Below are 22,776 nucleotides of genomic sequence, written 5' to 3'. Positions count from 1 at the left end.
ATCATCCCAGCTTGACCCGCACCGCCTGGCTCGCTCCCTCCAGGGACGTGAGGCTGCCGAAGCCGAGCTGGAGGCCGGACCCGGTGCTCGCCGAGACCACGCTCGCCGGCTGGGACAGCACCTGGGTGACGGGCCGGTTCCACACCAGGGTCAGTCCCGGCAGGGTGCGGGTCGGATCCGAGACGCAGACCACGGCCGTGCCGTCGCCGAGTTCCCGCACCGTGACCGAGCACGGCGCGCTCGCCTGCAGGGCGCCGATCGTCGCGGGCTGCCAGAAGTTCACCCCGGTGAAGCCGAGCGAGCCCACCGTCACGCCCTGGGCGGTCGTGTTGTTGGCGAGCACCGTGAGCCATCCGGTGGCGGCGGACCGGGCCGAGGTCTGGGCGGCCGAGGCGCCCGGCATCAGCTGGTAGACGTAGCTGCCGGCGACCGGGTTCGTCCCGTGGTCGTACCAGAGGGTCAGGTAGCGCCGGGTGAGGGCCGTGGTGGAAGCACTCCGGTTGATGTCGCTCCACCGACCGGTGCGGGCCTCCCGCAGCGCCCGGAAGGTGCCCGAACCCGACATCACATAGCCGCCGAAGCCCGCCAGATGCGCCCAGCCGGGCCCGGGGAAGGACGCGGTCCAGCCCAGGGTGGCCGGCTGGACCGTGCCGCCCACGGTCAGGGCGTGGGTGCCCGTCGCGCCCAGGTTCCGGTTGTCGATGACCGTGTCGGCCGCGGCGCCGTCCGTGGAGCTGATCCCGGCGCCCAGGCAGACCACCGTGTCGTCGAGGAAGAACCAGGACTTGCGGGCCGTGAGCGTGCTGCCCAGCCCCTTCAGGTGCTGGCCCACGGAGGCGAACTCCCCGTCTGTCGTGCCGCCCACCCACGTGGCGTCGGGCCGGGAGGCGCCCCAGTCACCCCCGGCCCCGTCGGCCAGGGCCTTGCGGGAAACGGTGGTCCCGGGCAGCCGGTAGGGATCGACCGTGGGCCAGAAGGCGTCCGAGTACTGGCCGTTCCCGGAGGCGGAGCCCCACCAGGAGAGCATGCCGCTGCCCGTGTGCCAGCCGCGCAGGTTCTCCCCGTTGCCCGTCTCGTAGTGCGTGATCCGCTTCGAGGCCATGGACAGGGAGGCCGCCCACGTCGGCCTGCGGTGCGTGGCCCGGTCCATCGAGGGGAACAGCCGGTGCGCCACCGGCTCGGGCACCGCCGTCACCGTGGCGTCCGCCGCGACCTCCGCGAGGCGGGCCAGGGCCGACAGGCCCTGCGTGGCGTCCGCCAGCGGGGGGCTGTAGTAGTCCCGCGCCGTCCAGCCCTTCACCAGTCCGCGCCAGCGGGTCCGTTCGGCGGTGGACGCGCCCTCGGCGAGGAGCAGGATCGCGGCGAGGACCGAGTGCCCGCGGGTGTGGTCGTCCAGCTGGGCCTGGAGGGGGTCGGCCAGTTGGACCCCCCGGCTGGGGGCTCGCCCCGATACGGCGTCCATCATCAGCCCGTTGTAGAGGAACGGCGCCCACGCGTGCTCCACCGCGTCGAAGACGATCTGCGCCCCGGGGTCCGTCACCTCCCAGGCCGTTCCCTTCAACAGGCCGAACAGCATGCCCAGTCCGCCGAGCATGACCGAGCCGTAGGAGCCGGTGTACGCCACGTAGGTGTGCTGGATGAAGGAGCCGTCCCGGTAGAGCCCGTCGCCGGAGGTGACGTACGGGAACACCGGCGTGAGCGCGTCCCGGGCCAGGGCGATCTTCGCGTCGTCGCCGCCGACCACACCGCGCAGCGCGAGCACCCGGCACAGGTCCACCCGGTTCGCTCCCGTACTGGTCCCCGTGTACGAGCCGACCGTGGAATCCGGTACGAAGTGGTCCACGGCGGCGCAGTAGGCGGTGAGCTGGGCCGCGGAGAGCTGGCCGTACATCAGGACGACCGTGTCGAGCAGCGCCTGGGGGGCTCCGATCTGCCAGCACCACCAGTTTCCGTACCGCGCCTGGCCGGCGTTGTAGACCTGGGCGTGGAGATGGTCCAGCCCGGTCAGCACGGCCGTCCGCAGCGCGGCGTCGCCGGTGAGCCCCGTGCCCGGTCTGACATAGGCCTCCGCCATCGTCCGCAGCCGGTAGTAGCTCTGGGCCATCCACTCGGGGTCGGTGGTGAAGACCTGATCGGGCCAGAGCGAGCCGGTCGAAGGGGCCATCGAGGTGCGCCACTGTCCGGCCTGCGCACCCAGCGCGGCCAGCCGGGTGCGGAAGGGTTCCGCGGTGGGGGAGGACACGGTCCCCAGGACGAGGCCCTGCCACACCGCGCGCATGGCGGCGTGCACCGAGGTCACCGTCCCGGCGGTCGCCGGGAGGACGGGGGTACCGAGCAGCACCACGCTGCCGCCGACCGCCGTGAGGAAGGCACGGCGGCTCCACACATCTGTCATCACAGTCTCCTTTGACTGAAACGCTGACTCGCCCGAAACGCTGTGTCCCCCGTGTACTTGGTCCGTGTGCTGCGTCCCCCGTGCGCCTCGTCCCCGTGCGCCTCGTCCCCGTGAACTTCGTCCCCGTGAACTTCGGCTCACGCACCCCCCTTCACCTCATGCGACGTGCTCGCGGTAGCGGTCGATCACCTCCCGCAGTACCTCCGCGCCGTCCCGGGCCCACAGCCCGGGATGGAAGATCTCCACCTCCACCGGCCCCAGGTACCCCGCGGACTCGGTCAGTTCCCGGAAGGCCCTCAGGTCGATCGAGCCGTCGCCCAGCTGTCCCCGCCCCAGCAGCACGCCCTCGGGGAGGGGTGTCACCCAGTCGGCCACCTGGACGGACACGATCCGTCCGGCCTCCCCGGCCCGCCGGACCTCGGAAGGCAGCCGCTCGTCCCACCACAGGTGGTAGGAGTCGACGACCACGCCCACCCGCGACGCCGGGAACTCCTCGGCGATGTCCAGGGCCTGACCGAGGGTGGAGACCACGCAGCGGTCCGCCGCGTACATCGGGTGCAGCGGCTCGATCCCCAGCCGCACCCCGTGCCCGGCGGCGTACGGGACCAGCTCGCCCAGGATGTCGACGATCCGCCGCCGCGCTCCCGCCAGATCCCGGTCGCCGTCCGGCAGGCCGCCCGAGACCAGGACCAGAGCGTCGGCGCCCAGTTCGGCGGCTTCCTCCACGGCACGGCGGTTGTCTTCGAGGGCCGCCGCCCGCCCGGCCGGATCGGCGGCGGTGAAGAAGCCGCCCCGGCACAGAGAGCTGACCCGCAGTCCGGCGTCGGCGACCAGTTTCGCGGCCTCCCGCACCCCGAACCGCTGGACGGGATCGCGCCACAGCCCGACGGCGCCGACCCCGGCCGCCGTACACCCGGCCACCAGCTCGGGAAGGGACCACTGGCGGATCGTCTCCTGGTTCAGGCTGAACCGGGCGGGCGCCGGTGCCGGGCTCACGAGGCCACCCCGTGCAGCGCCAGCAGCTGCCGCATCCGGGCCTCGGCGAGCTCCGGGTCCGGGAACAGCCCGAGATCGTCCGCCAGTTCGTAGGCGGTGGCCAGATGGGGGAGCGAGCGGGCCGAGTGCAGCCCGCCCACCATCGCGAAGTGCTCCTGGTGTCCCGCGAGCCAGGCCAGGAACACGACACCCGTCTTGTAGTAGCGGGTGGGCGGAGCGAACAGGTGCCGGGACAGCGCCACCGTCGGATCCAGCAGCTCCCGGAATCCGGCCGTATCGCCCTGGTCGAGGGCGAGCGCAGCCCGCGCCGCGATCGGGGCGATCGGGTCGAAGATCCCCAGAAGGGCGTCGCTGGCCAGCTCGCCGTCCCCGGCGATCAGCTCCGGATAGTGGTAGTCGTCGCCCGTGTAGCAGCGCACGCCAGCGGGCAGCCGCCGCCGGATGTCCACCTCGCGCCCCGCGTCGAGCAGCGAGACCTTGATGCCGTCGACCTTCTCCGGACACTCCGAAATGATCTTCAGGAAGACGTCCGTGGCCTCGTCCAGACCGGCGTGCCCCCAGTACCCCTCCAGCGCGGGGTCGAACATCGGCCCCAGCCAGTGCAGGACCACCGGCCGGGAGCTCTGGCGCAGCAGCCTCCCGTACACCTCCAGGTAGTCCTCCGGGTCGCGCGCCGCCGCGGCCAGGGCCCGGGAGGCCATCAGCACGGCCGTCGCCCCGCACTCCTCCACGAGCGCCAGCTGCTCCTCGTACGCCGCGGTGACGGCGGCCAGGGAATGCGTGGTGTCCGCAGCCAGCTGGTCGGTGCCCGCCCCGCAGACGATCCGGCCGCCCACCGACCGGGCTTCCGCCGTCGAACGGCGGATCAGTTCGGCCGCGGCCGGCCAGTCCAGGCCCATCCCGCGCTGCGCCGTGTCCATGGCCTCGGCGACCCCGAGTCCCTGCGCCCACAGCGTGCGCCGGAAGGCCAGCGTGGACTCCCAGTCGATGACCGGTCCGGAATCGGCCGAGGCGGCGAGGGGATCGGCCACCACGTGCGCGGCCGAGTAGAAGGTGCGGCTGCGGGCCGGACCGCAGGTGAGCGGCGCCAGCGGAGCGGTGACGGGCGCGTGGAGCCGCAGCCCGCCGTCCGCGGAGGGGAGCCGGATGCTCACAGCGCCACCTCCGGGACCACGAGCCGCCGGCCCTCCGCGGAGGAGCGCAGCCCGAGATCGGCCAGCTGTACCCCGCGGGCCCCGGCCAGCAGGTCCCACTGCCAGGGCTCGTCCCGTACGACATGGCGCAGGAAGAGCTCCCACTGGGCCTTGAAGCCGTTGTCGGCGGGGGAGTTGTCCGGGACCTCCTGCCACTGGTCGCGGAACGTCTCGGTCAGCGGCAGGTCCGGGTTCCACACCGGCTTAGGGGTCGTCGCGCGGTGCTGGATCCGGCAGCCGCGCAGTCCGGCGACGGCCGAGCCGTGCGTCCCGTCGACCTGGAACTCCACGAGCTCGTCACGGTTGACCCGCACCGCCCAGGAGGAGTTGATCTGCGCGACGGCGCCGCCCTCCAGTTCGAAGATCCCGTACGCCGCGTCGTCCGCGGTGGCCTCGTACGGCTTGCCCTCCTCGTCCCAGCGGCGGCCGATGTGGGTGCGCGTCAGCGCCTGCACCGTGCGGACCCGGCCGAACAGCTCGTGCAGCAGGTACTCCCAGTGCGGGAACATGTCGGCGACGATGCCGCCGCCGTCCTGGGAGCGGTAGTTCCACGAGGGGCGCTGGGCGGGCTGCCAGTCTCCTTCGAAGACCCAGTAGCCGAACTCCCCGCGCACGGACAGGATCTCGCCGAAGAAGCCGCCGTCGATGAGCCGCTTGAGCTTCAGCAGGCCCGGCAGGAACAGCTTGTCCTGCACCACCCCGTGCTTGACGCCGGCCGCGTCGGCCAGCCGCGCGATCTCCAGGGAGGACTCGAAGGTGAGGGCCGTGGGCTTCTCGCAGTACACGTGCTTGCCGGCCGCCACGGCCTGCCGCACGGCCGCCTCGCGGGCGCTGGTGACCTGGGCGTCGAAGTAGATCTCGACCTCGGGGTCGGCCAGCACCGCGGCCAGGTCCGTGCTCACGTGCTCCAGGCCGTGCCGCTCCGCGATGGCCCGCAGGGCCTCCTCGCGGCGCCCGACCAGCACCGGCTCCGGCCACAGCACCGTGCCGTCGCCGAGGTCGAGACCGCCCTGCTCGCGCAGTGCGAGCAGGGAGCGGACCAGGTGCTGGCGGTATCCCATCCGCCCGGTGACGCCGTTCATGGCGATCTTGATCGTCCTGCGCTGCACGGTGTCCCCTCCTTCGTCTTGTTGCGTGTTCTTGTGCGGAGCTGCCGAGAAAACGGATAGAAAGCGCTTTCTCTGCGATCAGGCTAGGGCCGCTCCCCGGCGAGATGCAAGACTCTTACGGGTGATAGAAAGCGCTTTCTTCATCGGCGACTATGGAGATCCACACACCGGGTGAGACGATGACCCGGGACAGATCGGAAGGAGGGGATCATGGCGGTCACACTCGCCGAAGTGGCGGTGCACGCGGGCGTATCGCCCGCCACGGTCTCGCGCGTGCTGAACGGCGGATACCCGGTGGCGGGCGCCACCAGGACCCGCGTGGAGCGGGCGATCGAGGACCTCGGCTACATCGCCAACGGTCCCGCGCGGGCCCTCGCCGCCGCGACCTCGGATTTGATCGGCGTCCTCGTCCACGATGTCGCCGACAGCTTCTTCGGGATCCTCGCCGGATCCCTGCAGAGCGCCCTGACCCCCGGCGGACAGGGCGGCCCGCGCCGGCTCGCCGTCGTCTGCAACACCGAGGGCGCCCCGTCCGCAGAGCTGGACTACCTCGCCCTCCTGGAGGGCCAGCGGGCCGGCGGGGTCGTCCTGACCGGCGGCGCCGTGGAGGAACCGGACCACACCCGGGCGCTCGCCGCCCGGCTCGCCCGCATCGCGGCCACCGGCGCCCCGGTGGTGCTGTGCGGGCGGCCCCCGCTGCCCATGCCCGCCGGACTCCCCGTCGCCACCGTCATGTTCGACGACCGGGGCGGCGCCTTCCGGCTCACCGAGCACCTGCTCACGCTCGGGCACCGGCACATCGCCTACGTGGCCGGCCCGCCCGGCCTGAGCACCACCCGAGAACGCCTCGCCGGACACCGGGACGCCCTGCGCGACCACGACCCCGCGCTGCCCGCGCACTGCGCGGGGCTCACCGTGCACGCCGGGTTCGAGCGCTCCGCCGGATACGACGCCACCCGCGAACTGCTCCGCCGCGGGACGCCCTTCACCGCCGTGGCCGCCGCCAACGACACCGTCGCGACCGGCGTCGCCGCGGCCCTGCGCGAAGCCGGTCTGCGGATACCCGAGGACGTCTCCGTCGCGGGCTTCGACGACCTGCCCGTCTGCGTGGACACCGCCCCCGCCCTCACCACGGTCCGGCTGCCGCTGCGTGAAGCCGGGGTGCTCGCGGCCCAGCTCGTCACGGGCCGCAGAGCCCTGCCCCCGGGCGGCATCACCACGCTTCCCGCCGAACTGACGGTGCGCGCCTCCACCGGGCCTCCGCCCGCCGTCACCACCGAAGGGGGCCGTCCGTGAAGTACGCCTTCTCCACCCTCGGCCTGCCCGGCACCCCGCTGGAGCGCAGCGCCGGCCTCGCCGCCGCGCACGGCTACCAGGGCCTCGAGCTGCGCGCCCACCCCGAGGAGCCCCTGCATCCCGCCAGCTCCGCCGCCGACCGCGCGGCCGGCCGGCGCACCCTGACCTCCGCGGGCGTCGCCGTCCTCGGCGTCGCGGGGTACGCCAGGGTCGCTGCGCCCGACCCCGACGAGCCGGTCCTCGCCGAGATCCAGGCCCTGGTCCGGCTCGCCGCCGACCTCGAAGCCCCCTACGTACGGGTCTTCCCCGGCGGCGGTGAACAGCCGCCGGCCGACGCCGACGACCACGCGGTCCGCAGGCTCCGGGCCGCCGCACCGTTCGCCGAGCGGCACGGGGTGCGGATCCTGCTGGAGACCCACGACTCGCACCGCACGGGGACCGCCACGGCCCGGGTCCTCGACCGGGTCGCGCATCCGGGCGCGGGCGCGCTGTGGGACGTACTGCACACCTGGCTCGGGGGCGAGTCACCGGCCGAGTCGAGCCGGGCCCTCGCCCGGCACCTGGGGTACGTACAGGTCAAGGACGTGGCGTCCGCGCGGGAGCTGACCCCGCTCGGGCTCGGCGGGGGCACGCTGCCGCTCGCCGAGGCGGTGGCCCTCGCACCGCGCAACGGCTGGCTCTGCTGGGAGTACGAGAAGCGCTGGTACCCCGCCGCCGACGAACTCCCCGAGCGGCTCGGGCCGGGCCGGGAGTACCTGGAGCGGCTGGTCCGCGCGGCGGCGTAGGGCAAGGGTCTAAGCCGAGCGGGTCAGCCGGGCCTGGTCGACGGGGTGGTGGAAGTCGATGCCCCGGGCGTAGCGCCCCACTTCCTCGATGGCCGATGCCGCCAGGCGGTCCAGTTCGCCGCCCAGCGAACCGGCCACGTGCGGGGTGAGCAGCACGTTGGGCAGGTCGTACAGCGGGGAGTCGGCGGGCAGTACCTCCGGCTCGGTGTGGTCGAGTACGGCGTGCAGCCGGCCCGAGACCAGCTCCGCGGTCAGCGCCGGGGTGTCGACGAGCGAGCCGCGCGCGGTGTTCACGAGGGTGGCTCCGTCCGGCATCAGGGCCAGCCGGGCCGCGTCCAGCAGATGGCGGGTCTCCGGCAGCTCGGGGGCGTGCAGGCTCACCACGTCGCTGCGGGAGAGCAGTTCGTCCAGGGCGACGGCCTCGGCGCCGAGGGCGGCGAGGCCGGCCGGATCCGCGTACGGATCGTGCACGAGCACCCGCAGGTCGAAGGGGCGCAGTAGCTCCAGCACGCGCCGGCCGATGAGCGAGGCGCCGACCAGGCCGACGGTACGGCGGTAGTTGCCGACGGCGGGGTAGTGGCGGAGCGGGTCGATGTGGCCGCGTGCCGCCCGGTAGGCGTGCGCGGAGTCCAGTACGCGCTTGTTGGAGAAGAGGATGGCGGCGAGCGCGTACTCCGCGACCGGCAGGGCGTTCACGGCGGCCGAGCTGGAGACGAGCAGCCCGCGCTCCCAACAGGCGCGGGTGACATGGTGTTTGACGCTTCCGGCGGCGTGCACGACCGCCCGGAGTTGCGGCATCAGCTCCAGCGCCCGCGCGTCCAGCGGAGGGCAGCCCCACCCGGTGAACAGGACCTCGGTCACGGCCAGCCTCCGGCGCAGGGTCTCCTCGGAGCGGGCCCGGCCGAAGTCGGTGACGAGGAGCGCGGGGTCCACGTCTGCGACGCGGGTCAGCTCCGGAAGGATCCGGTCGCCGAGGACGGCGGCCCGGGTCACGGGGCTCATGGCGAGCACGGTGACCGGCCTGCGGGGGGAGGAGGAAGGAGAGGAGGGAGGGGAGGGGGCGGACTCGGCGGCGGGGTGGGTCACTTGACGGCTCCTGCGGTGAGATCCGAAGTCCCGATGGTCACAAACCCCGGCCGCGGCGCCGGGAGCGACACGGGCGAAGGGGCCCCGGGGCCGCCGCTCCCCAAAGAGGCGGCCCCGGAGTTGTTCGCGGTCCTCATCCTTTTGCGCGGACGATCATGTCGTCAAGGGCGCATCGAGTATTCGATCGAAACGAACACACAAAACGCGCATGTGGTCTCGGATCCCTGCCGGGCCGCGGCCGCGGCTACGGGCTACGGGCTACGGACTACGGGCGGACAGTCAGCCGGGGAAGCAGGTCCAGATGCTGCCGCGGCCCCTCCCGCCCCGCCGCGCGGTCCTCCAGCCGGTCCAGCAGCATCCCGGCCGCCCGAGCCCCCACCTCCCGCTTGGCCGGGGCCACCGCCGACAGGGGCACGTCGGCCAGCTCGGCCACCTCGTCGTCGTACGTGATCACCGCCAGGTCCTCCGGCACCCGCACCCCCCGCGCCTGGAGCCGCGGGATCAGCATGATCGCGTCCGTGTCGCTGTGGATCAGGGCGGCGGTCACGCCACCCTCGGCCACCGCCGCGCACAAGTAGTCCAGGGTCCGCGCGAAGGCCTCCGCCTCCGCGAGCGACGCCGCCCCGGCCGCCGTGCCCGCGGCAGCGGACGAGGCGGCCCCGGTGGCGGGCCACGCCGGAGCGGGCTCCAGCCCGAGGGTGGCCACAGCCGCCGCGAAGCCCGTCCTCAGCCGGCCCGACGTCGGGGTTTCGCGGCTGGCCAGCGCGATCCGCTTGTGGCCCAGGTCCGCCAGGTGCCGCACGGCCCGCGCCGCGCCGTCGGCATGGTCGGAGGCCACCCGGTCCAGGGAGGCCGCCGGATGCCCCGGCGGCGCCCATCGCTCCACCAGGACGGTGGGCACCGGCAGTTCGGCCGTCCACGCCCCTTCGCCGGGTCCGGGCGTTCCGGCCTGCCAGGTCGGGGTCAGGAGCAGCCCGTCGGCCCCCGTCGAAAGCAACCGGTCCGCCTGTGTGCGGTCCTCGCCCGCGAGGTACCGGGTCAGCCCTACGGCGAGCCGCGCGCCCCTCGCCTCGACCACCTCACGGGCCCCCCGGACGACGTCCGCGAAGTAGTACTCGGTGGTCGGTACGACCATCCCGATCACCGGCCCGGCGGCGCCGCGCTCCGTGCCGGCGCCCGTGCCTGCTGCGGCGCCCGGCTCCGCTCCCGCCGGGTCGGACCCCAGCCGGCTGATCACCCCGTGCATCCGCTGGATCTCGCCCCGCGCCGCCATCGCCTCTACGTCCCGCCGCAGGGTCACGGGGGAAATGCCGAGCTCTCCGGCGAGGTCCGCGACACGGGCAGTGCCCCGTTCCCGGACGAGGGCGAGAACTCGGGCCTGGCGCTGGTCGACATGTGGTCTCAAGGATCCCCCTGCGGCTTGCCTGGTCCGTGGTCGGCGGTGTGTGCCGCTCGATTCCACCACAGAAAGCCGAAACGATCGATTCGATCGAATCAGGTCAAGGCGACGTCGGCCGGACGCTGTTCGCCGCTGAGGAAGAGGAAAGGGGAGAGCCCCGGCACCGCACTGCCCCTGCGGGACCAGCTGGGCCCCGACCGCCCGACGGTTGCCGCTCGGCCGGCCGTCCGTGAGGTCCTTTGCGATCGTGTGAACTTCTACGCCGCCCCCGAACCGGCCGGGGCGGCAGCGGCTGCCGACTCCGACCTCGCGGTCTGCTCCGTGGACGAGGGCCGGGCCCTCGGAAAACGGCTCGCCTACCTCTTCCGAGGGCACCGAGAGGGAACCGGAAGGAGCCCGGAAGGAGCCCGGAAGGAGCCCGGAAGGAGCCCGCACGGGCCGCCCGCCCCCTCCTCGGGCGCCGGGCGGCGATCTACACTGCCGTCCTGTCGATCAAGTGCCGGACGAGTGCGGAGGAACGAAAGAATGCGCCATCTCCCCCTGGGCAGTTCAGGTCTTCAGGTCTCGGCCATCGGGCTCGGCTGCAACAACTTCGGCGGCCGCCTCGACGCCCGGGCCACCCGTGCCGTCGTCGACGCCGCACTCGACGCGGGCATCACCCTCCTCGACACCGCCGACATCTACGGGGGCGCCGGGGGCTCCGAAAGCCACCTCGGCGAGGCCCTCAAGGGGCGTCGGGACCAGGTCGTCCTCGCCACCAAGTTCGGCTACGACGGCGTGGACATGGGCTACGGACCCGCCGCCGGCTCCCGGGCCGGCCGCGCGTACATCCGGCGCGCGGTCGAAGCGTCCCTGACCCGTCTGGGGACCGATCACATCGACCTCTACCAACTCCACAGCCCCGACCCGGCCGTTCCCGTGGCCGAGACGCTCGCCGCGCTCACCGAACTCGTCACCGAGGGCAAGATCCGCTACATCGGACACTCCAACTTCAGCGGATGGCAGCTCGCCGAAGCCGCCCATGTGGCCCGCGAGACCGGCGCGGCGCCCTTCGTGTCGGCCCAGAACGAATGGTCGCTGCTCCAGCGGTCGGCGGAGCGCGAGCTCGTCCCGGCCGCCCTCCACTACGGCGTGGGCGTGCTGCCGTACTTCCCGCTGGCCAACGGGCTGCTCACCGGGAAGATCCGCCGGGGCGCGCCGGTCCCCGCGGGTTCCCGCCTCGAGGGCCGCGACGCCTACCTCACCGACGAGCGCCTCGACATCGTGGAAGCCCTGGCGGTGCTCGCCGAGAAGCACGGGCGCACCGTGCTGGAACTCGCCATCGGCTGGCTCTCCGCCCAGCCCGGCTGCGCCTCCGTCATCGCCGGCGCCACCTCGGCCGAGCAGGTACGGGCCAACGCCGCCGTCGCCGACCGGCCGCTCGACGCCGAACTCCTCGCGGAGGTCGACGCCGTCGCGGAGGCTGCCGCCGGCTGACCGGAGTCCTGCCGTGGTCCCGTTTTCAGGAGGCGTCGGGCGACGGACTCGCGGAAGCGGACTCCGAGGGGGACGCGGAGGCGGACGCGGACGCAGATGCCGATGCCGATTCCGACGGGCTCGGCGAGGCGCTCCCCGAGGCGCCGGCCGACGTACTGGCCGACGGGCTGGCGGAAGCCGTGCCCGTCGGGGCCCCGGTCAGGATCTCCACCTGGCCGGTGTCCAGCGAGTAGTAGGCGCCGACCACGGCCAGCGAGCCCTTCTTCACCAGGGGCGCCAGATCCGCGTTGGCCCGCAGCTCGTCCGCCGTCACCTTGATCTGATGGCGGATCATCGTGTCGACCGGGTCGGAGCCCGGGTCCTTGACCGTCAGCTCGTAGGCCGGCACCAGCGCCCTTTCGATCGCCCGCAGGTTGCCGGGCAGCGGGTCGCCGTCCCGCAGCGCCTTGTACGAGGCGTCGACGGCTCCGCAGCGCTGGTGCCCGAGGACCAGGATCAGCGGGGTGCCCGCCGTCATGGGCCCGAACTCCACCGACCCGGTCACCACCGGGCCGACCGCCTGACCGCCCGTGCGCAGCACGAACAGGTCGCCGAGCCCGGTGTCGAAGAGCAGCTCCGGCGGCACCCGGGAGTCGATGCAGGCCAGGATCACGCCGAAGGGGTCCTGCGCCTGCGCCACCAGCTCACGGCGGCCCGGATCCCGGTCGGGGTGGTTGAGGCTGCCGCTCACCCAGCGCTTGTTGCCCTCCATCAGGCGGCTGTACGCCCCCTCGGGGGTGCTCGGCCGGGGCTCGGGCGCGGCCGTCGTCGCCTTCGGGGTGCTCTTCGCCGAGCATCCCGCGAGCAGGGCGGCGGCGGCCGTGAGGCCACCCGTCAGTACGAGCCTGCGCGGCGGAAGTCCTGCTCTGTCCATCGGGTCGTACCCCTCGGTGCCGTTCGGACGCGTCCGTACGCCCGGACCGAGGGCGATTCTCGGGCGGTACGGGCCGCCGGTCCGGCAGGCTCACGCGGGGCCGCCCGTGTCGGCCCCCGACGGCCGAACGGGACCGTGCGCCGGAGCACGGTCCCGTCCGACCAGGGCCAGAGCCCGAGCCAGACCGCGAGCCAGAGCCCGAGCCAGAGCCCGAGGCAGCCCCCGAGGCCCGCAGCCTCAGGACACGATGTCCTTGCGCGCGAACCCGCGGAACGCGAGCGCGAACAGCACCACGGCGTACGACACCGACACCACGGTCCCCTTGATCATCCCGCCCCATTCGAGCTGCGGCTGCAAGGCGTCGGCCCAGGCGAACTGCCAGTGCGCCGGCAGGAACTCCCGCCAGGACCCCAGCGCCGTCACCGCGTCCAGCACGTTGCCGACGATCGTCAGCCCGACCGCCCCGCCCACCGCGCCCAGCGGCGCGTCCGTCCGCGTCGACAGCCAGAACGCCAGCCCGGCCGTGACCAGCTGCGACACGAAGACGAACGCCACGGCGATCGCGAGCCGCCCGACCGTGTCCCCGGCCGGCAGCGAGCCGCCCGCGGGGAGTTCCAGCGGCCCCCACCCGTAGGCCGCCGTACCCGCGGCGAGCGCCACCAGCGGCAGCAGCACCATCGCGGCCAGGCTGAACCCGAGGGCCACCACCAGCTTGCTCCACAGCAGCCGGGCCCTGGGTACGGGGGAGGCCAGCAGGTAGCGCAGCGAGGACCAGCTGGCCTCCGAGGCCACCGTGTCCCCGCAGAACAGTGCCACCGGCACCACCAGCAGGAACCCGGCCGACACGAACAGGCAGGTGGCCGCGAAGTTCGCGCCCGAAGCCGTCGCCGTGTCGATCAGGGTGATCCGGCCGTCGCCGCCGCTCCGGCTGCCCGGGCCGCCGCCCACCGCGAAGGCGATCATCAGGATGAAGGGCAGCGCGGCCAGGATCCCGCCCATCACCAGCGTCCGCCGCCGGCGCCACTGCCGCAGCGCCTCCACGCGCAGCGGCAGCGTCCGGTTCGCCCGGTAGCCGTGGGCGACCTCGCGGCCGATGCCGTCCGGCGTCACGTCGCCGTTCGCGGGCGAGCCCGAGCCCGGGCCGGAGCCCGCGTTCACATCCGTCACGGTGTTCATGCCGCGCCTCCGATCAGGGTGAGGAACGCGTCCTCGAGCCGCCGGTGCGGACCCACTCCCGAGACCGGCACCTCCAGTCGTACGAGTTCGGCGATCAGCTCGGCGGCGCTCGCACCGTCGAGCCGTACGAGCAGACCGTCCTCGGCGCGCGCCACGGACTCCACTCCCTCCAACGCGGCGACCTTTCCGACGACCGTCTCGTCCACCGGTTCGGCGAGCGACACCAGCAGCACGTCCCCGCCGCCGGTGATCTCGGCGACCTCGCCCGCCTGGACGAGCCGGCCGCGGTCCATGACCACCAGGTGCGTGCAGGACTGCTCGACCTCCGACAGTAGGTGGCTGGAGACGATGACCGTCCGCCCGCCGGCCGCGTACCGGATCATCACGTCGCGCATCTCACGGATCTGCGGCGGGTCCAGACCGTTCGTCGGTTCGTCGAGGATCAGCAGGTCCGGCATGCCGAGCATGGCCTGCGCGATCGCGAGGCGCTGGCGCATGCCCTGCGAGTACGTGCGCACCGCCCGCTCCAGCGCGTCGCCGAGCCCTGCGATCTCCAGGGCCTCCTCCATGTGGGAGTCGGCGGCGGGGCGGCCCGTGGCCTGCCAGTACAGCTCCAGGTTGGCCCGCCCGGTCAGGTGCGGCAGGAAGCCGGCACCCTCGACGAACGCCCCGACCCGCGAGAGCACCGGCGCGCCGGCCCGGATCTGGTGCCCGAAGACCCGGATCTCCCCGGCATCCGGACTGATCAGGCCCATCAGCATCCGCAGGGTCGTGGTCTTGCCCGCGCCGTTGGGGCCGAGCAGGCCGAGGACCTGGCCCTTCTCCACCCGGAACGACAGGTCCCGTACGGCGTACCGGTCCTGCGCCTTGGCATAGCGCTTGGTCAGCCCGGTGATCTCCAGCGGTACGCCGGCCAGCGCCGGGTCGGGCTGCGCCCCGCCCGCGCGGCCTCCGCCCGGCCCCCGGCCGGTCCTGCGGATGCCCACCAGCGCGGCGGCCAGCAGCGCGGCCCCTAGCGGCATCCACCAGGTCCAGGCGGGCAGCCCGGAGGACGCCGTGCGCACCCCGCCCGCGACGGGCACGGCCAGCGGGCCCTGCGCCGAGACGGTGTAGGCCGCCGGCGCGGCCGGGGAGGCGTAGCCGAGGTCGGTGGCGGCGACGACGAGCCGCAGCCGGTGTCCGGCCTCGACCGCGTGGTCGATCGCGGGCAGCCGCAGCTCGACGGTCTTGTCCTGCTGGGCGCCCTCCACCCGGACCGGGGCCACCAGCTGACTGGGCAGTACCTGCTGGCGCCCGTCGGGGCTGACGTCGTACACCTTGCCGAACAGGACGGCCGAACCGTCCGCAGCTGTAGACCTCACCTTTAGGGTGATGGTCGGGGTCCCGGTGATCCGGGTTTCCGCCGTCAGCGGCTCCGAGTCGAAGCGGGCGTTCTGCCCGGGGAAGTCCAGCGAGAGGCCGCCTCCGAGGGCGGCGAGCTGCCCGCCGATGCCGGGCAGCGCGGACAGCGCGGGCGGAGCCCCGCCGGCCGGGTTGGCGAAGGTCTGCTCCCGGCCGGTCAGGGCGAACTCGCGGGGCCCGGACAGCAGCCCGGGATAGGTGGAGCCGCTCGCTCCGCGCAACGTGACCTGGCCGTCGGTGGAGTCGATGCCGCCGGAGCGCGAGACGCGGAAGGCGGGGCCGGTGTCCACGGACGTGTCGTCCTTGAGGTAGCGGTCGAACCAGGTTTTCACCCGGTCCTCGACGCGGTCCGCCTCGCGCATGCCGCCGTCGTGACCGCCGGCCGCCCAGTCCACGGAGACGGGCGCGCCGTTGGCGGCGATCGCCCGGGCCATGGCATCGGCCTGGTCCAGCGGGAAGAGGGAGTCGTCCTGGCCCTGCGTGATCAGGGTCGGCACCTTGATCGCGCCGCCGACCGCCGAGGGGCTGCGCGCCTCCAGCAGGGCCCGGGCCTCGGGATCGGGCTTGCCGGCCACCGCGACGCGCTCGTACATGGCGCACAGCTCCGGCTGGAAGCGTCCGCAGCCGGGCGCGGCCGGGGCCGCCCGCGGGGCGGCGCCCGGGCCGGAGGCCCCCGGCTGCAGCCCGCCCGCGGAACCGGTGGTGAAGAAGAGGCCCGCCCACAGCTTCTTGAAGACGCCGTTCGGGAAGAGGGAGTCGGCGAGGTTCCAGTAGGTGATGGAGGGGGCGATGGCGTCCACGCGCGGGTCGGCGCCCGCCGCGAGCAGCGAGACCGCCCCGCCGTAGGAGCCGCCCGCGATGCCGACGCGCGGATCTCCCTTCGCGTCGAGGCGCACCCCGGGCCGGGCGGCGATCCAGTCGATCAGCCGGGAGACGTCCTTGACCTCGTACGCGGGGTCGTTCAGCCCGATCTTTCCGCCGGAGCGGCCGAAGCCGCGCGCGGACCAGGTCAGCACGGCGTAGCCGTCGCGGGCGAGGCGCTCGGCCTGCGGGCGCACGTCCTCCTTGCTGCCGCCGAAGCCGTGGGCGAGGAGCACGGCGGGACGTTTCGCCGCACCGTCCTTTCCTGGTTCCCCGTCGGTGAAGTACGAGATGTCGATGCCGGCGCCGGGCATGTCGAGGACCGTGTCCTCGCGGTGCACGGCCGGGGTGTCGCCGGCCGCGGCGGTGGCCGTGAGGGTGCCCGCCCCCGCGACGACGGCGAGCGCGGCCGCGCCCGCGAGCAGGCGGCTTCGGCGGCGCCGGGGCAGTCGGAGCTTCATACGGGAACCCTAAGCGCCAGGCCGCCGGTGGCCGCGCTCCCGCAGGCTGAACTGCGGACGTCCTCAAGGACTACGCGCCCTGCGGCATGTACCGCGCCTGCGGTATGCCCGCCGGGACGGGGCGGGGCCCTGAGTCCGGCCCGGGGGCCGGCCCCCCGCTTCCGGTCTCCGGTTCCGGTCTCCGGGCCGGAACCGGGACGCCCCCCGCCGGGCTGCGGCGGCCGCCGCCCCGCGGGAGGATGGCCGCATGCTGCTGGCCGAGGTCGCGCGCGTGTCACGGGAGGTCGCCGAGACCTCCGCCAGGTCCGGGAAGACGGCCCTGCTCGCGGAGCTGTTCGCCGCCGCGCCCCGGGAGGAAGCGGCGCTGGTCGTCTCCTACCTCGCCGGCCGGCTTCCACAGGGCCGCCCGGGGATCGGCTGGCGCGCGCTCGCCGCGGAGAGCGAACCGGCCGCCGAGCCCACCCTGACCGTGACCGCCGTCGACGAGGCCGTGACCCGGCTCGCCGCCGTGTCCGGGACCGGCTCCCAGGCCGAACGCCGCCGGATCCTGGATGCCCTGCTCGGCGCCGCCACCGCGGCCGAGCAGCGGTTCCTGCGCGGTCTGCTCGGCGGGGAGGTGCGCCAGGGCGCGCTCGACGCCGTGGCTCTGGAAGGAGTGGCCGCCGCGGCGGGGGTGCCCGCCGCCGAACTGCGCCGGGCCGCGATGCTCGACGGCTCCCTGCCCCGGGTCGCGGCGGCCGTGCTCGCCGACGGGGCGGCGGCCCTGCGCGGGATCACCCTGCGCGTGGGACAGCCCGTACAGCCCATGCTGGCGAACACCGCCAAGTCGGTGGCGGCGGCCCTGGCCGCGCTCGGGCCGTGTGCCGTGGAGGAGAAGCTCGACGGGATCCGGGTGCAGGTGCACCGCGAGGGGGACGACGTACGGCTGTACACGCGCTCCCTCGACGAGATCACCGACCGGCTGCCGGAAGTGGCCGAGCTGGCCCGGACCTTTCCGGGGGACCGGTTCATCCTCGACGGGGAGGTCATCGGACGCTCCGCGGCGGACGGTCGGCCGGTGCCGTTCCAGGAGGTGGCGAGCCGGGTCGGCTCCCGAGCCGACGTCGAGGCCGCCCGGCGGACCCTTCCGGTGGGCCCCTACTTCTTCGACGTACTGGTGGCGGGGGACCGCGTACTCCTCGACCTGCCGGTGCGCGAACGGTACGCGGAGCTCGCCGCCCTGGTACCGGAGGAGTTCCGGGTCGGGCGGCTCGTGGTCGAGGACCCGCGGGCGCGGGCGGCCGAGGCGGAGGAGTTCTGGGCGCGGACCCTGAGCCGGGGGCACGAGGGCGTGATGTGCAAGGCCCTCGACTCCGCCTACGCGGCCGGGCGGCGCGGCAAACACTGGCTCAAGGTGAAACCGGTGCACACCCTGGACCTGGTGGTGCTCGCGGTCGAACGGGGCCACGGCCGCCGCACCGGCCTGCTGTCCAACCTCCACCTCGGCGCCCGGACTCCCGACGGCGGCTACGCGATGCTGGGCAAGACCTTCAAGGGCCTGACCGACGAGATGCTGCGCTGGCAGACCGAGCGGCTCGGCGAGCTCGCGGTCGAGGACGACGGACACACGGTCCGGGTGCGCCCCGAACTGGTGGTGGAGATCGCCTACGACGGCCTGCAGCGCTCCCCGCGCTACCCGGCCGGGGTCGCCCTGCGCTTCGCCCGGGTCCTGCGCCACCGCCCCGACAAGCGGGCGCAGGACGCGGACACGGTGGAGACGGTGCTCGCGGGCCCGCCCGGACCCGGCGACCCGACCTAGGATGCTTTGCCTCAGAGGCAACGCGGATTGCCAGAGAGGTAAGGATCTGGCTCAATCGGGGCATGACAACCGGTCCTGCCCCCGGCGAAGCAGCCGACCCAGACCCCGCCACCGACGCCGAGCTGCCCACCGTGGCCCCGCGGCTGCGCGATCTGCGCCGCCGGGCCGGACTCACCCTGGAAGCCGCCGCCGCCCGGGCCCGGCTCTCGCCGGCTCACCTGTCGCGGCTGGAGACCGGCCGCCGCCAGCCCTCGCTGCCCCTGCTCCTCGGACTCGCCCGCACCTACGGCACGACCGTCTCGGAACTGCTCGGGGAGACCCCGGCCGCAGCCGATCCCATCGTACGGGCCGGCGGCCCCGGCGCCCGTGAGGCGGACGGCTGGACGTACTGGCAGGCCGGCGGCTCCGGCCGCGGAATGCAGGCGCTGCGCGTGCACGTCCCCTACGGGCGCAGCCAGGGCGAGCTGGTCCGCGTACATCCCGGGGAGGAGTGGCTGTACGTGCTCCAGGGGCGGCTGCGGCTGCACCTGGGGGAGACCGAGCACCTGCTGGAGCCCGGGGACAGCGCCCACTTCGACTCGCTCACCGCGCACCGGATCGGCGCCGCCTCGGCCGCCGGGGCGGAGCTGCTGTTCGTCCACACCCTGCTGCAGAGCAGCCTCGCCGGCCTGTGCCTCGGCGGCGGGACCGGCACGACCACACACCACCGATAGGCGAGGAGCCCGTACGCCATGCCCGATACGCAGCACACGCCGGAGGCGCAGCAGACGCAGCAGATGCCGGAGGCGCAACAGCCCCAGCAGCCCCGGCAGAAGCAGCAGTCGAAGTTCCCGCGCGGTCTCATCATCCGGCTCATCGCCTACTTGTTCGTAGGCCATCTCTTCGCGTTCTTCGTCTACCTGCTGTTCGTGCTGGGTGCGCAAAACCAGTGACAGCGGGCCGGAATTTCCGTACACGGCTCTAGGAACCTACAGGTCCTGAAGCTACCCTCCGCGCATGATTTCCACGGTTGTCTGGGGTACCGGCAACGTCGGCCGTTTGGCCATCCGTGCCGTAGAGGCCCATCCGGCGCTGAAGTTGGCCGCCGTCATCGTCCACAATCCAGAGAAGGTCGGCCGCGACGCCGGTGAACTCGGCGAACTCGACTACGAGATGGGCGTAGCGGCCACCGACGACATCGAGGCGGTCCTCGCGGCCCGACCGCAGGCGGTCGTCTACGCGGCGTCCGGCGACATCCGCCCCGACGACGCGCTCGCCGACATCACCCGGGCGATCCGCTCCGGGGCCGTCGTCGTGAGCCCCGCCCTCTATCCGCTCTACGACTACCGCAGCGCCCCACCGGAGTTCCTCGACCCGGTGACCGCCGCGGTCGCGGAGGGCGGCGGCTCGCTCTTCGCCTCCGGCGTCGACCCCGGCTGGGGCAACGACGTGCTCCCGCTGCTGCTCAGCGGCCTCGGCACCCGGATCGACGTCATCCGCTGCCAGGAGATCTTCGACTACTCCACCTACGACCAGCCGGACTCCGTCCGCTACCTCATCGGCATGGGCCAGCCCATGGACTACGAGCCGATGATGCTCATGCCGTCCATCCCGAGCATGGTGTGGGGCGGGCAGATACGGATGATGGCCCGCGCGCTGGGCGTCGAACTCGACGACATCCGCGAGACGGTGGAGCGCCGCGCCCTCGACACCACCGTCACCACGCGCGCGATGGGGGAGTTCGAGGGGGGCACCCAGGGCGCCATCCGCTTCGAGGTGCAGGGGATCGTCGAGGGCGAACCCCGCATCGTCATCGAGCACGTCACCCGCATCCACGCCTCCTGCGCCCCCGACTGGCCGAGCCCGCCCGACGGCGGGGACGGCGCCCACCGGGTGATCATCGAGGGCCGCCCGCACATCGAGGTCACCATCGAGGCCACCGACGAGGGCGAGAACCGCTCCGCCGGCGGCAACGCCACCGCCGTCGGACGCCTCGTCGGGGCCATCGACTGGCTGGTGGAAGCCGAACCGGGGCTCTACGACGCCCTGGACGTCCCCCTGCGCCCCGCCGTCGGCAAACTCGGAAGGAAACTGTCATGAGGATCGACATACCCGAAGGCCAGCACCCCATCGAGTACGTGTGGGGCGACCTGGTCCCCGGCATCGGCATGGCCGCCGCCAACTTCTCCCTCTCCGTGTACGCCCACACCACCCTGGGGCTGCGGGAGTTCGAGGCGGCGCGGCTGCGCGTGGCCCAGATCAACGGCTGCGTCTTCTGCCTGGACTGGCGCACCGACCGGGACGGGGAGAAGGTCGAGGACGAGTTCCCCGAGGCCGTCACCGACTGGCGCACCACGGACCGCTTTGACGAGCGGACCCGGCTGGCGGCGGAGTACGCGGAGCGGTACTGCCTGGACCACCACGGCCTGGACGAGGAGTTCTGGGACCGGATGACGGCCCGCTACAGCCAGGTGGAGATCGTGGAGCTGACGATGAGCATCGGCTCCTGGCTGGCCTTCGGCCGGCTCAACCACGTGCTCGGCCTGGACAGTGTCTGCGTGCTGCCGGGTCACTGAGGGCGGCCCACCGGGCGCGGAGCGCGTGCGGTGCGCACACGGGGCCGGGGCCGTCGGACGATCCGACGGCCCCGGCCTTCTCGCTGTGTACAGCCCGAGACGACCTAGAGGTCGGTGGCGATGATCTTCTCGATGTTGCGCTCGGCGAGCGCCGTGATGGTGACGAACGGGTTGACGCTGGTGTTGCCGGGGATCAGCGCGCCGTCGATGACGTACAGGCCCGTGTAGCCGTGCAGGCGGCCGTAGTTGTCGGTGGCCTTGTCCAGGACCGCGCCGCCGAGGGGGTGGTAGGTGAGGTGGTCGCCCCAGATCTTGTTGGTGCCGAAGAGGTCGGTCCGGTAGATCGTCCCCTCCTTCGAGTTGATCTTGTCGAAGATGGTCTTGGCCATGGCGATGGACGGCGCCTTCCACGCCGTCTGCCAGTTCAGCTCGACCCCGCCCGTCGACGCGTTGTACGTGAACTCCGCGCGGTTCGGGTTCTTCGTGATCGACAGGTAGAACGAGGCGTACGTCTCGATGCCGGTCGGCAGCGGCGCCACCTCGGCGAACGCGCCGCCCGCGGCCCAGTTGTCGATGCCGCCGCAGGGGATGGAGGCCTGCACCTTGCCGGTCGCGTCCCACATGTGGTTGGCCCGGCCGCACATGACGTTGCCGTTGTCGCCCCAGCCCTTGCCGATCTCGTTGTTCAGGTTGGGCAGGGCGCCCGTGGCCTTGAGCCGGACGAGCAGCTTGCTCGTGCCGACGCTGCCGGCCGCGAAGAACACCTTGTCCGCGACGACGGTCTTGGTGCCCACGGTGTCGCCCGTGGTGTTGATCTGGTCGATGACGACCGTGTACCCGCCGCCGGAGGCGGGGGAGACCGAAGTCACCTTGTGCAGGGGCGAGATGGTGACCTTGCCGGTGGCCTTGGCCTGGGCGATGTAGGTCTTCTGGAGGGACTTCTTGCCGGCGTTGTTGCCGTAGAGGATCTCTCCGGCGACGGCCGACTTCGGGACGGTCCCGGCCGACTCCTGCTTCATGTAGTCCCAGTCGTATACGTCCGGGACGAAGACGAAGGGGAACCCGGCGCGCTGGGCGTGCTTGCGGCCGACGCGGGCGAACTGGTAGCAGTCGACGGTGTCGAACCAGGCCGGGTCGATCAGGCCGACGCCGAGGCCCGCGTTGGCGCGCGGGTAGTAGGTGTTGTACATCTCGTCCGCGTTCACGGTCGGCAGGACGGCGCCGAAGTTCTCGCGCCTCGGGGTGACCGCCATGCCGCCGTTGACCAGGGAGCCGCCGCCCACGCCGCGGCCCTGGTAGACGATGATCCCGCCCATCTCCTCGGCGTCCAGGATGCCCGTGTAGCGCGGGACGGCCGAGTCGATGGGGAAGCCCAGGAAGTTGCTCAGGGGCGCCTTGGTCTTGGTCCGGAGCCAGTAGGCGCGGTAGTCCGGCTTGGTCGTGTTACAGAAGATCTTGCCGTCCGAGCCGGGGGTGTCCCAGGCCATGCCCATTTCGATCATGTGGACGTCGACCCCGGCCTGGGCGAGCCGCAGGGCGGCGACGGAACCGCCGTATCCGGTACCGATCACGAGGGCCGGTACGTGCGCTCCGTTGTCTATCGGGCCGGCGGCGGCCGCGCCGGCCGTGGCGGCCTGGGCCTGGGACGGGGCGATCTGACCGGCGAGGGCCATCGCACCCAGGATGGAACCCGTTCTACCGAGAAATCCTCGACGGGAGACGCCGTTCTGGTTCGTTTTGTGCAGGCCTTTGTCGCTCATGTGAGCTTCCTCACTCTAGGCGGAATGAGAACGAGTTCTACTGCCGAGTGCTTGCGAAGTCACTAGATACGTCAAGGCGTATTTCGTCGGTGGCGGTCGCGGACCGCCTCGTTTCC

18 protein-coding genes are annotated in these 22,776 nt (G+C 73.1%); 8 read left to right on the top strand and 10 right to left on the bottom strand.

What is annotated here, in order from left to right:
* Position 1: 1 nt before the first annotated feature.
* From OG730_RS02885 to OG730_RS02870, 4 genes are all read right to left on the bottom strand, one after another.
* A complete protein-coding gene (locus tag OG730_RS02885; RefSeq protein ID WP_327302632.1) occupies positions 2-2,395 on the bottom strand; it encodes a polysaccharide lyase 8 family protein in 2,394 nt (797 codons plus the stop codon).
* 156 nt (positions 2,396-2,551) lie between these two features.
* A complete protein-coding gene (locus OG730_RS02880; protein WP_327302631.1) occupies positions 2,552-3,391 on the bottom strand; it encodes a sugar phosphate isomerase/epimerase family protein in 840 nt (279 codons plus the stop codon).
* Positions 3,388-4,545, bottom strand: a complete 1,158-nt coding sequence (locus OG730_RS02875) for a dihydrodipicolinate synthase family protein (protein ID WP_327302630.1) — start codon at positions 4,543-4,545, stop codon at positions 3,388-3,390. Before OG730_RS02875 ends, OG730_RS02880 begins: the two co-directional genes overlap by 4 nt.
* Positions 4,542-5,666 (bottom strand): Gfo/Idh/MocA family protein, encoded by a 1,125-nt coding sequence (locus OG730_RS02870; protein ID WP_442815170.1) that lies wholly within the window; start codon positions 5,664-5,666, stop codon positions 4,542-4,544. The genes OG730_RS02875 and OG730_RS02870 overlap by 4 nt, the downstream gene beginning before the upstream one ends.
* Positions 5,667-5,903: 237 nt before the next feature.
* On the opposite strand from OG730_RS02870, the gene OG730_RS02865 reads away from it, so the two are divergent.
* Together OG730_RS02865 and OG730_RS02860 are read left to right on the top strand one after the other, a co-directional pair.
* Positions 5,904-6,989 (top strand): LacI family DNA-binding transcriptional regulator, encoded by a 1,086-nt coding sequence (locus tag OG730_RS02865; protein ID WP_327302628.1) that lies wholly within the window; start codon positions 5,904-5,906, stop codon positions 6,987-6,989.
* A complete protein-coding gene (locus OG730_RS02860) occupies positions 6,986-7,774 on the top strand; it encodes a sugar phosphate isomerase/epimerase family protein (RefSeq protein ID WP_327302627.1) in 789 nt (262 codons plus the stop codon). The genes OG730_RS02865 and OG730_RS02860 overlap by 4 nt, the downstream gene beginning before the upstream one ends.
* Before the next feature lie 9 nt (positions 7,775-7,783).
* Here the strand turns inward: OG730_RS02860 and OG730_RS02855 are convergent, their stop codons facing one another.
* Both OG730_RS02855 and OG730_RS02850 read right to left on the bottom strand, forming a co-directional pair.
* Positions 7,784-8,776 (bottom strand): hydroxyacid dehydrogenase, encoded by a 993-nt coding sequence (locus OG730_RS02855; protein ID WP_327302626.1) that lies wholly within the window; start codon positions 8,774-8,776, stop codon positions 7,784-7,786.
* A 349-nt stretch (positions 8,777-9,125) separates the two neighbouring features.
* Positions 9,126-10,265: a substrate-binding domain-containing protein gene (locus OG730_RS02850; RefSeq protein WP_327302625.1), complete on the bottom strand. Its 1,140-nt coding sequence runs from the start codon at positions 10,263-10,265 to the stop codon at positions 9,126-9,128.
* Between the two features lie 519 nt (positions 10,266-10,784).
* Between OG730_RS02850 and OG730_RS02845 the strand changes: the two genes are divergently transcribed.
* Positions 10,785-11,735 carry an aldo/keto reductase gene (locus OG730_RS02845; protein ID WP_327302624.1) on the top strand — a complete coding sequence of 317 codons (951 nt, stop codon included), beginning with the start codon at positions 10,785-10,787 and terminating at the stop codon, positions 11,733-11,735.
* A 25-nt stretch (positions 11,736-11,760) separates the two neighbouring features.
* On the opposite strand, the gene OG730_RS02840 is transcribed toward OG730_RS02845, so the two are convergent.
* The 3 genes from OG730_RS02840 to OG730_RS02830 form a co-directional block, all read right to left on the bottom strand.
* Entirely contained in the window at positions 11,761-12,648 is an 888-nt protein-coding gene (locus OG730_RS02840; RefSeq protein WP_327302623.1) for a carbonic anhydrase, read from the bottom strand.
* Positions 12,649-12,885: 237 nt separating this feature from the next.
* Entirely contained in the window at positions 12,886-13,824 is a 939-nt protein-coding gene (locus tag OG730_RS02835) for an ABC transporter permease (RefSeq protein ID WP_327302622.1), read from the bottom strand.
* A complete protein-coding gene (locus OG730_RS02830) occupies positions 13,821-16,547 on the bottom strand; it encodes an alpha/beta fold hydrolase (RefSeq protein WP_327302621.1) in 2,727 nt (908 codons plus the stop codon). Before OG730_RS02830 ends, OG730_RS02835 begins: the two co-directional genes overlap by 4 nt.
* 247 nt (positions 16,548-16,794) lie before the next feature.
* On the opposite strand from OG730_RS02830, the gene OG730_RS02825 reads away from it, so the two are divergent.
* The 5 genes from OG730_RS02825 to OG730_RS02805 all read left to right on the top strand — a co-directional run bounded on the left by OG730_RS02825 (position 16,795) and on the right by OG730_RS02805 (position 20,900).
* Positions 16,795-18,345 (top strand): ATP-dependent DNA ligase, encoded by a 1,551-nt coding sequence (locus tag OG730_RS02825; RefSeq protein ID WP_327302620.1) that lies wholly within the window; start codon positions 16,795-16,797, stop codon positions 18,343-18,345.
* A 62-nt stretch (positions 18,346-18,407) separates the two neighbouring features.
* Complete coding sequence (locus OG730_RS02820; protein ID WP_327302619.1) at positions 18,408-19,058, top strand: helix-turn-helix domain-containing protein; 651 nt, start codon at positions 18,408-18,410, stop codon at positions 19,056-19,058.
* Between the two features lie 18 nt (positions 19,059-19,076).
* Positions 19,077-19,277 (top strand): DUF6126 family protein, encoded by a 201-nt coding sequence (locus OG730_RS02815; protein ID WP_442814807.1) that lies wholly within the window; start codon positions 19,077-19,079, stop codon positions 19,275-19,277.
* Positions 19,278-19,341: 64 nt separating this feature from the next.
* On the top strand, positions 19,342-20,424 hold the full coding sequence (locus tag OG730_RS02810) for an NAD(P)H-dependent amine dehydrogenase family protein (protein WP_327302618.1): 1,083 nt from the start codon (positions 19,342-19,344) through the stop codon (positions 20,422-20,424).
* Positions 20,421-20,900, top strand: coding sequence for a carboxymuconolactone decarboxylase family protein (locus tag OG730_RS02805; protein ID WP_327302617.1), 480 nt, complete (start codon positions 20,421-20,423; stop codon positions 20,898-20,900). The genes OG730_RS02810 and OG730_RS02805 overlap by 4 nt, the downstream gene beginning before the upstream one ends.
* 104 nt (positions 20,901-21,004) lie before the next feature.
* Here OG730_RS02805 and OG730_RS02800 read toward each other — a convergent pair whose 3' ends face one another.
* Positions 21,005-22,660 (bottom strand): GMC oxidoreductase, encoded by a 1,656-nt coding sequence (locus tag OG730_RS02800; protein WP_327302616.1) that lies wholly within the window; start codon positions 22,658-22,660, stop codon positions 21,005-21,007.
* Between the last annotated feature and the right edge of the window lie 116 nt (positions 22,661-22,776).

This window comes from Streptomyces sp. NBC_01298, from assembly GCF_035978755.1.
GTDB lineage: Bacteria > Actinomycetota > Actinomycetes > Streptomycetales > Streptomycetaceae > Streptomyces.
This window is presented reverse-complemented; position numbering and strand designations above follow the sequence as displayed.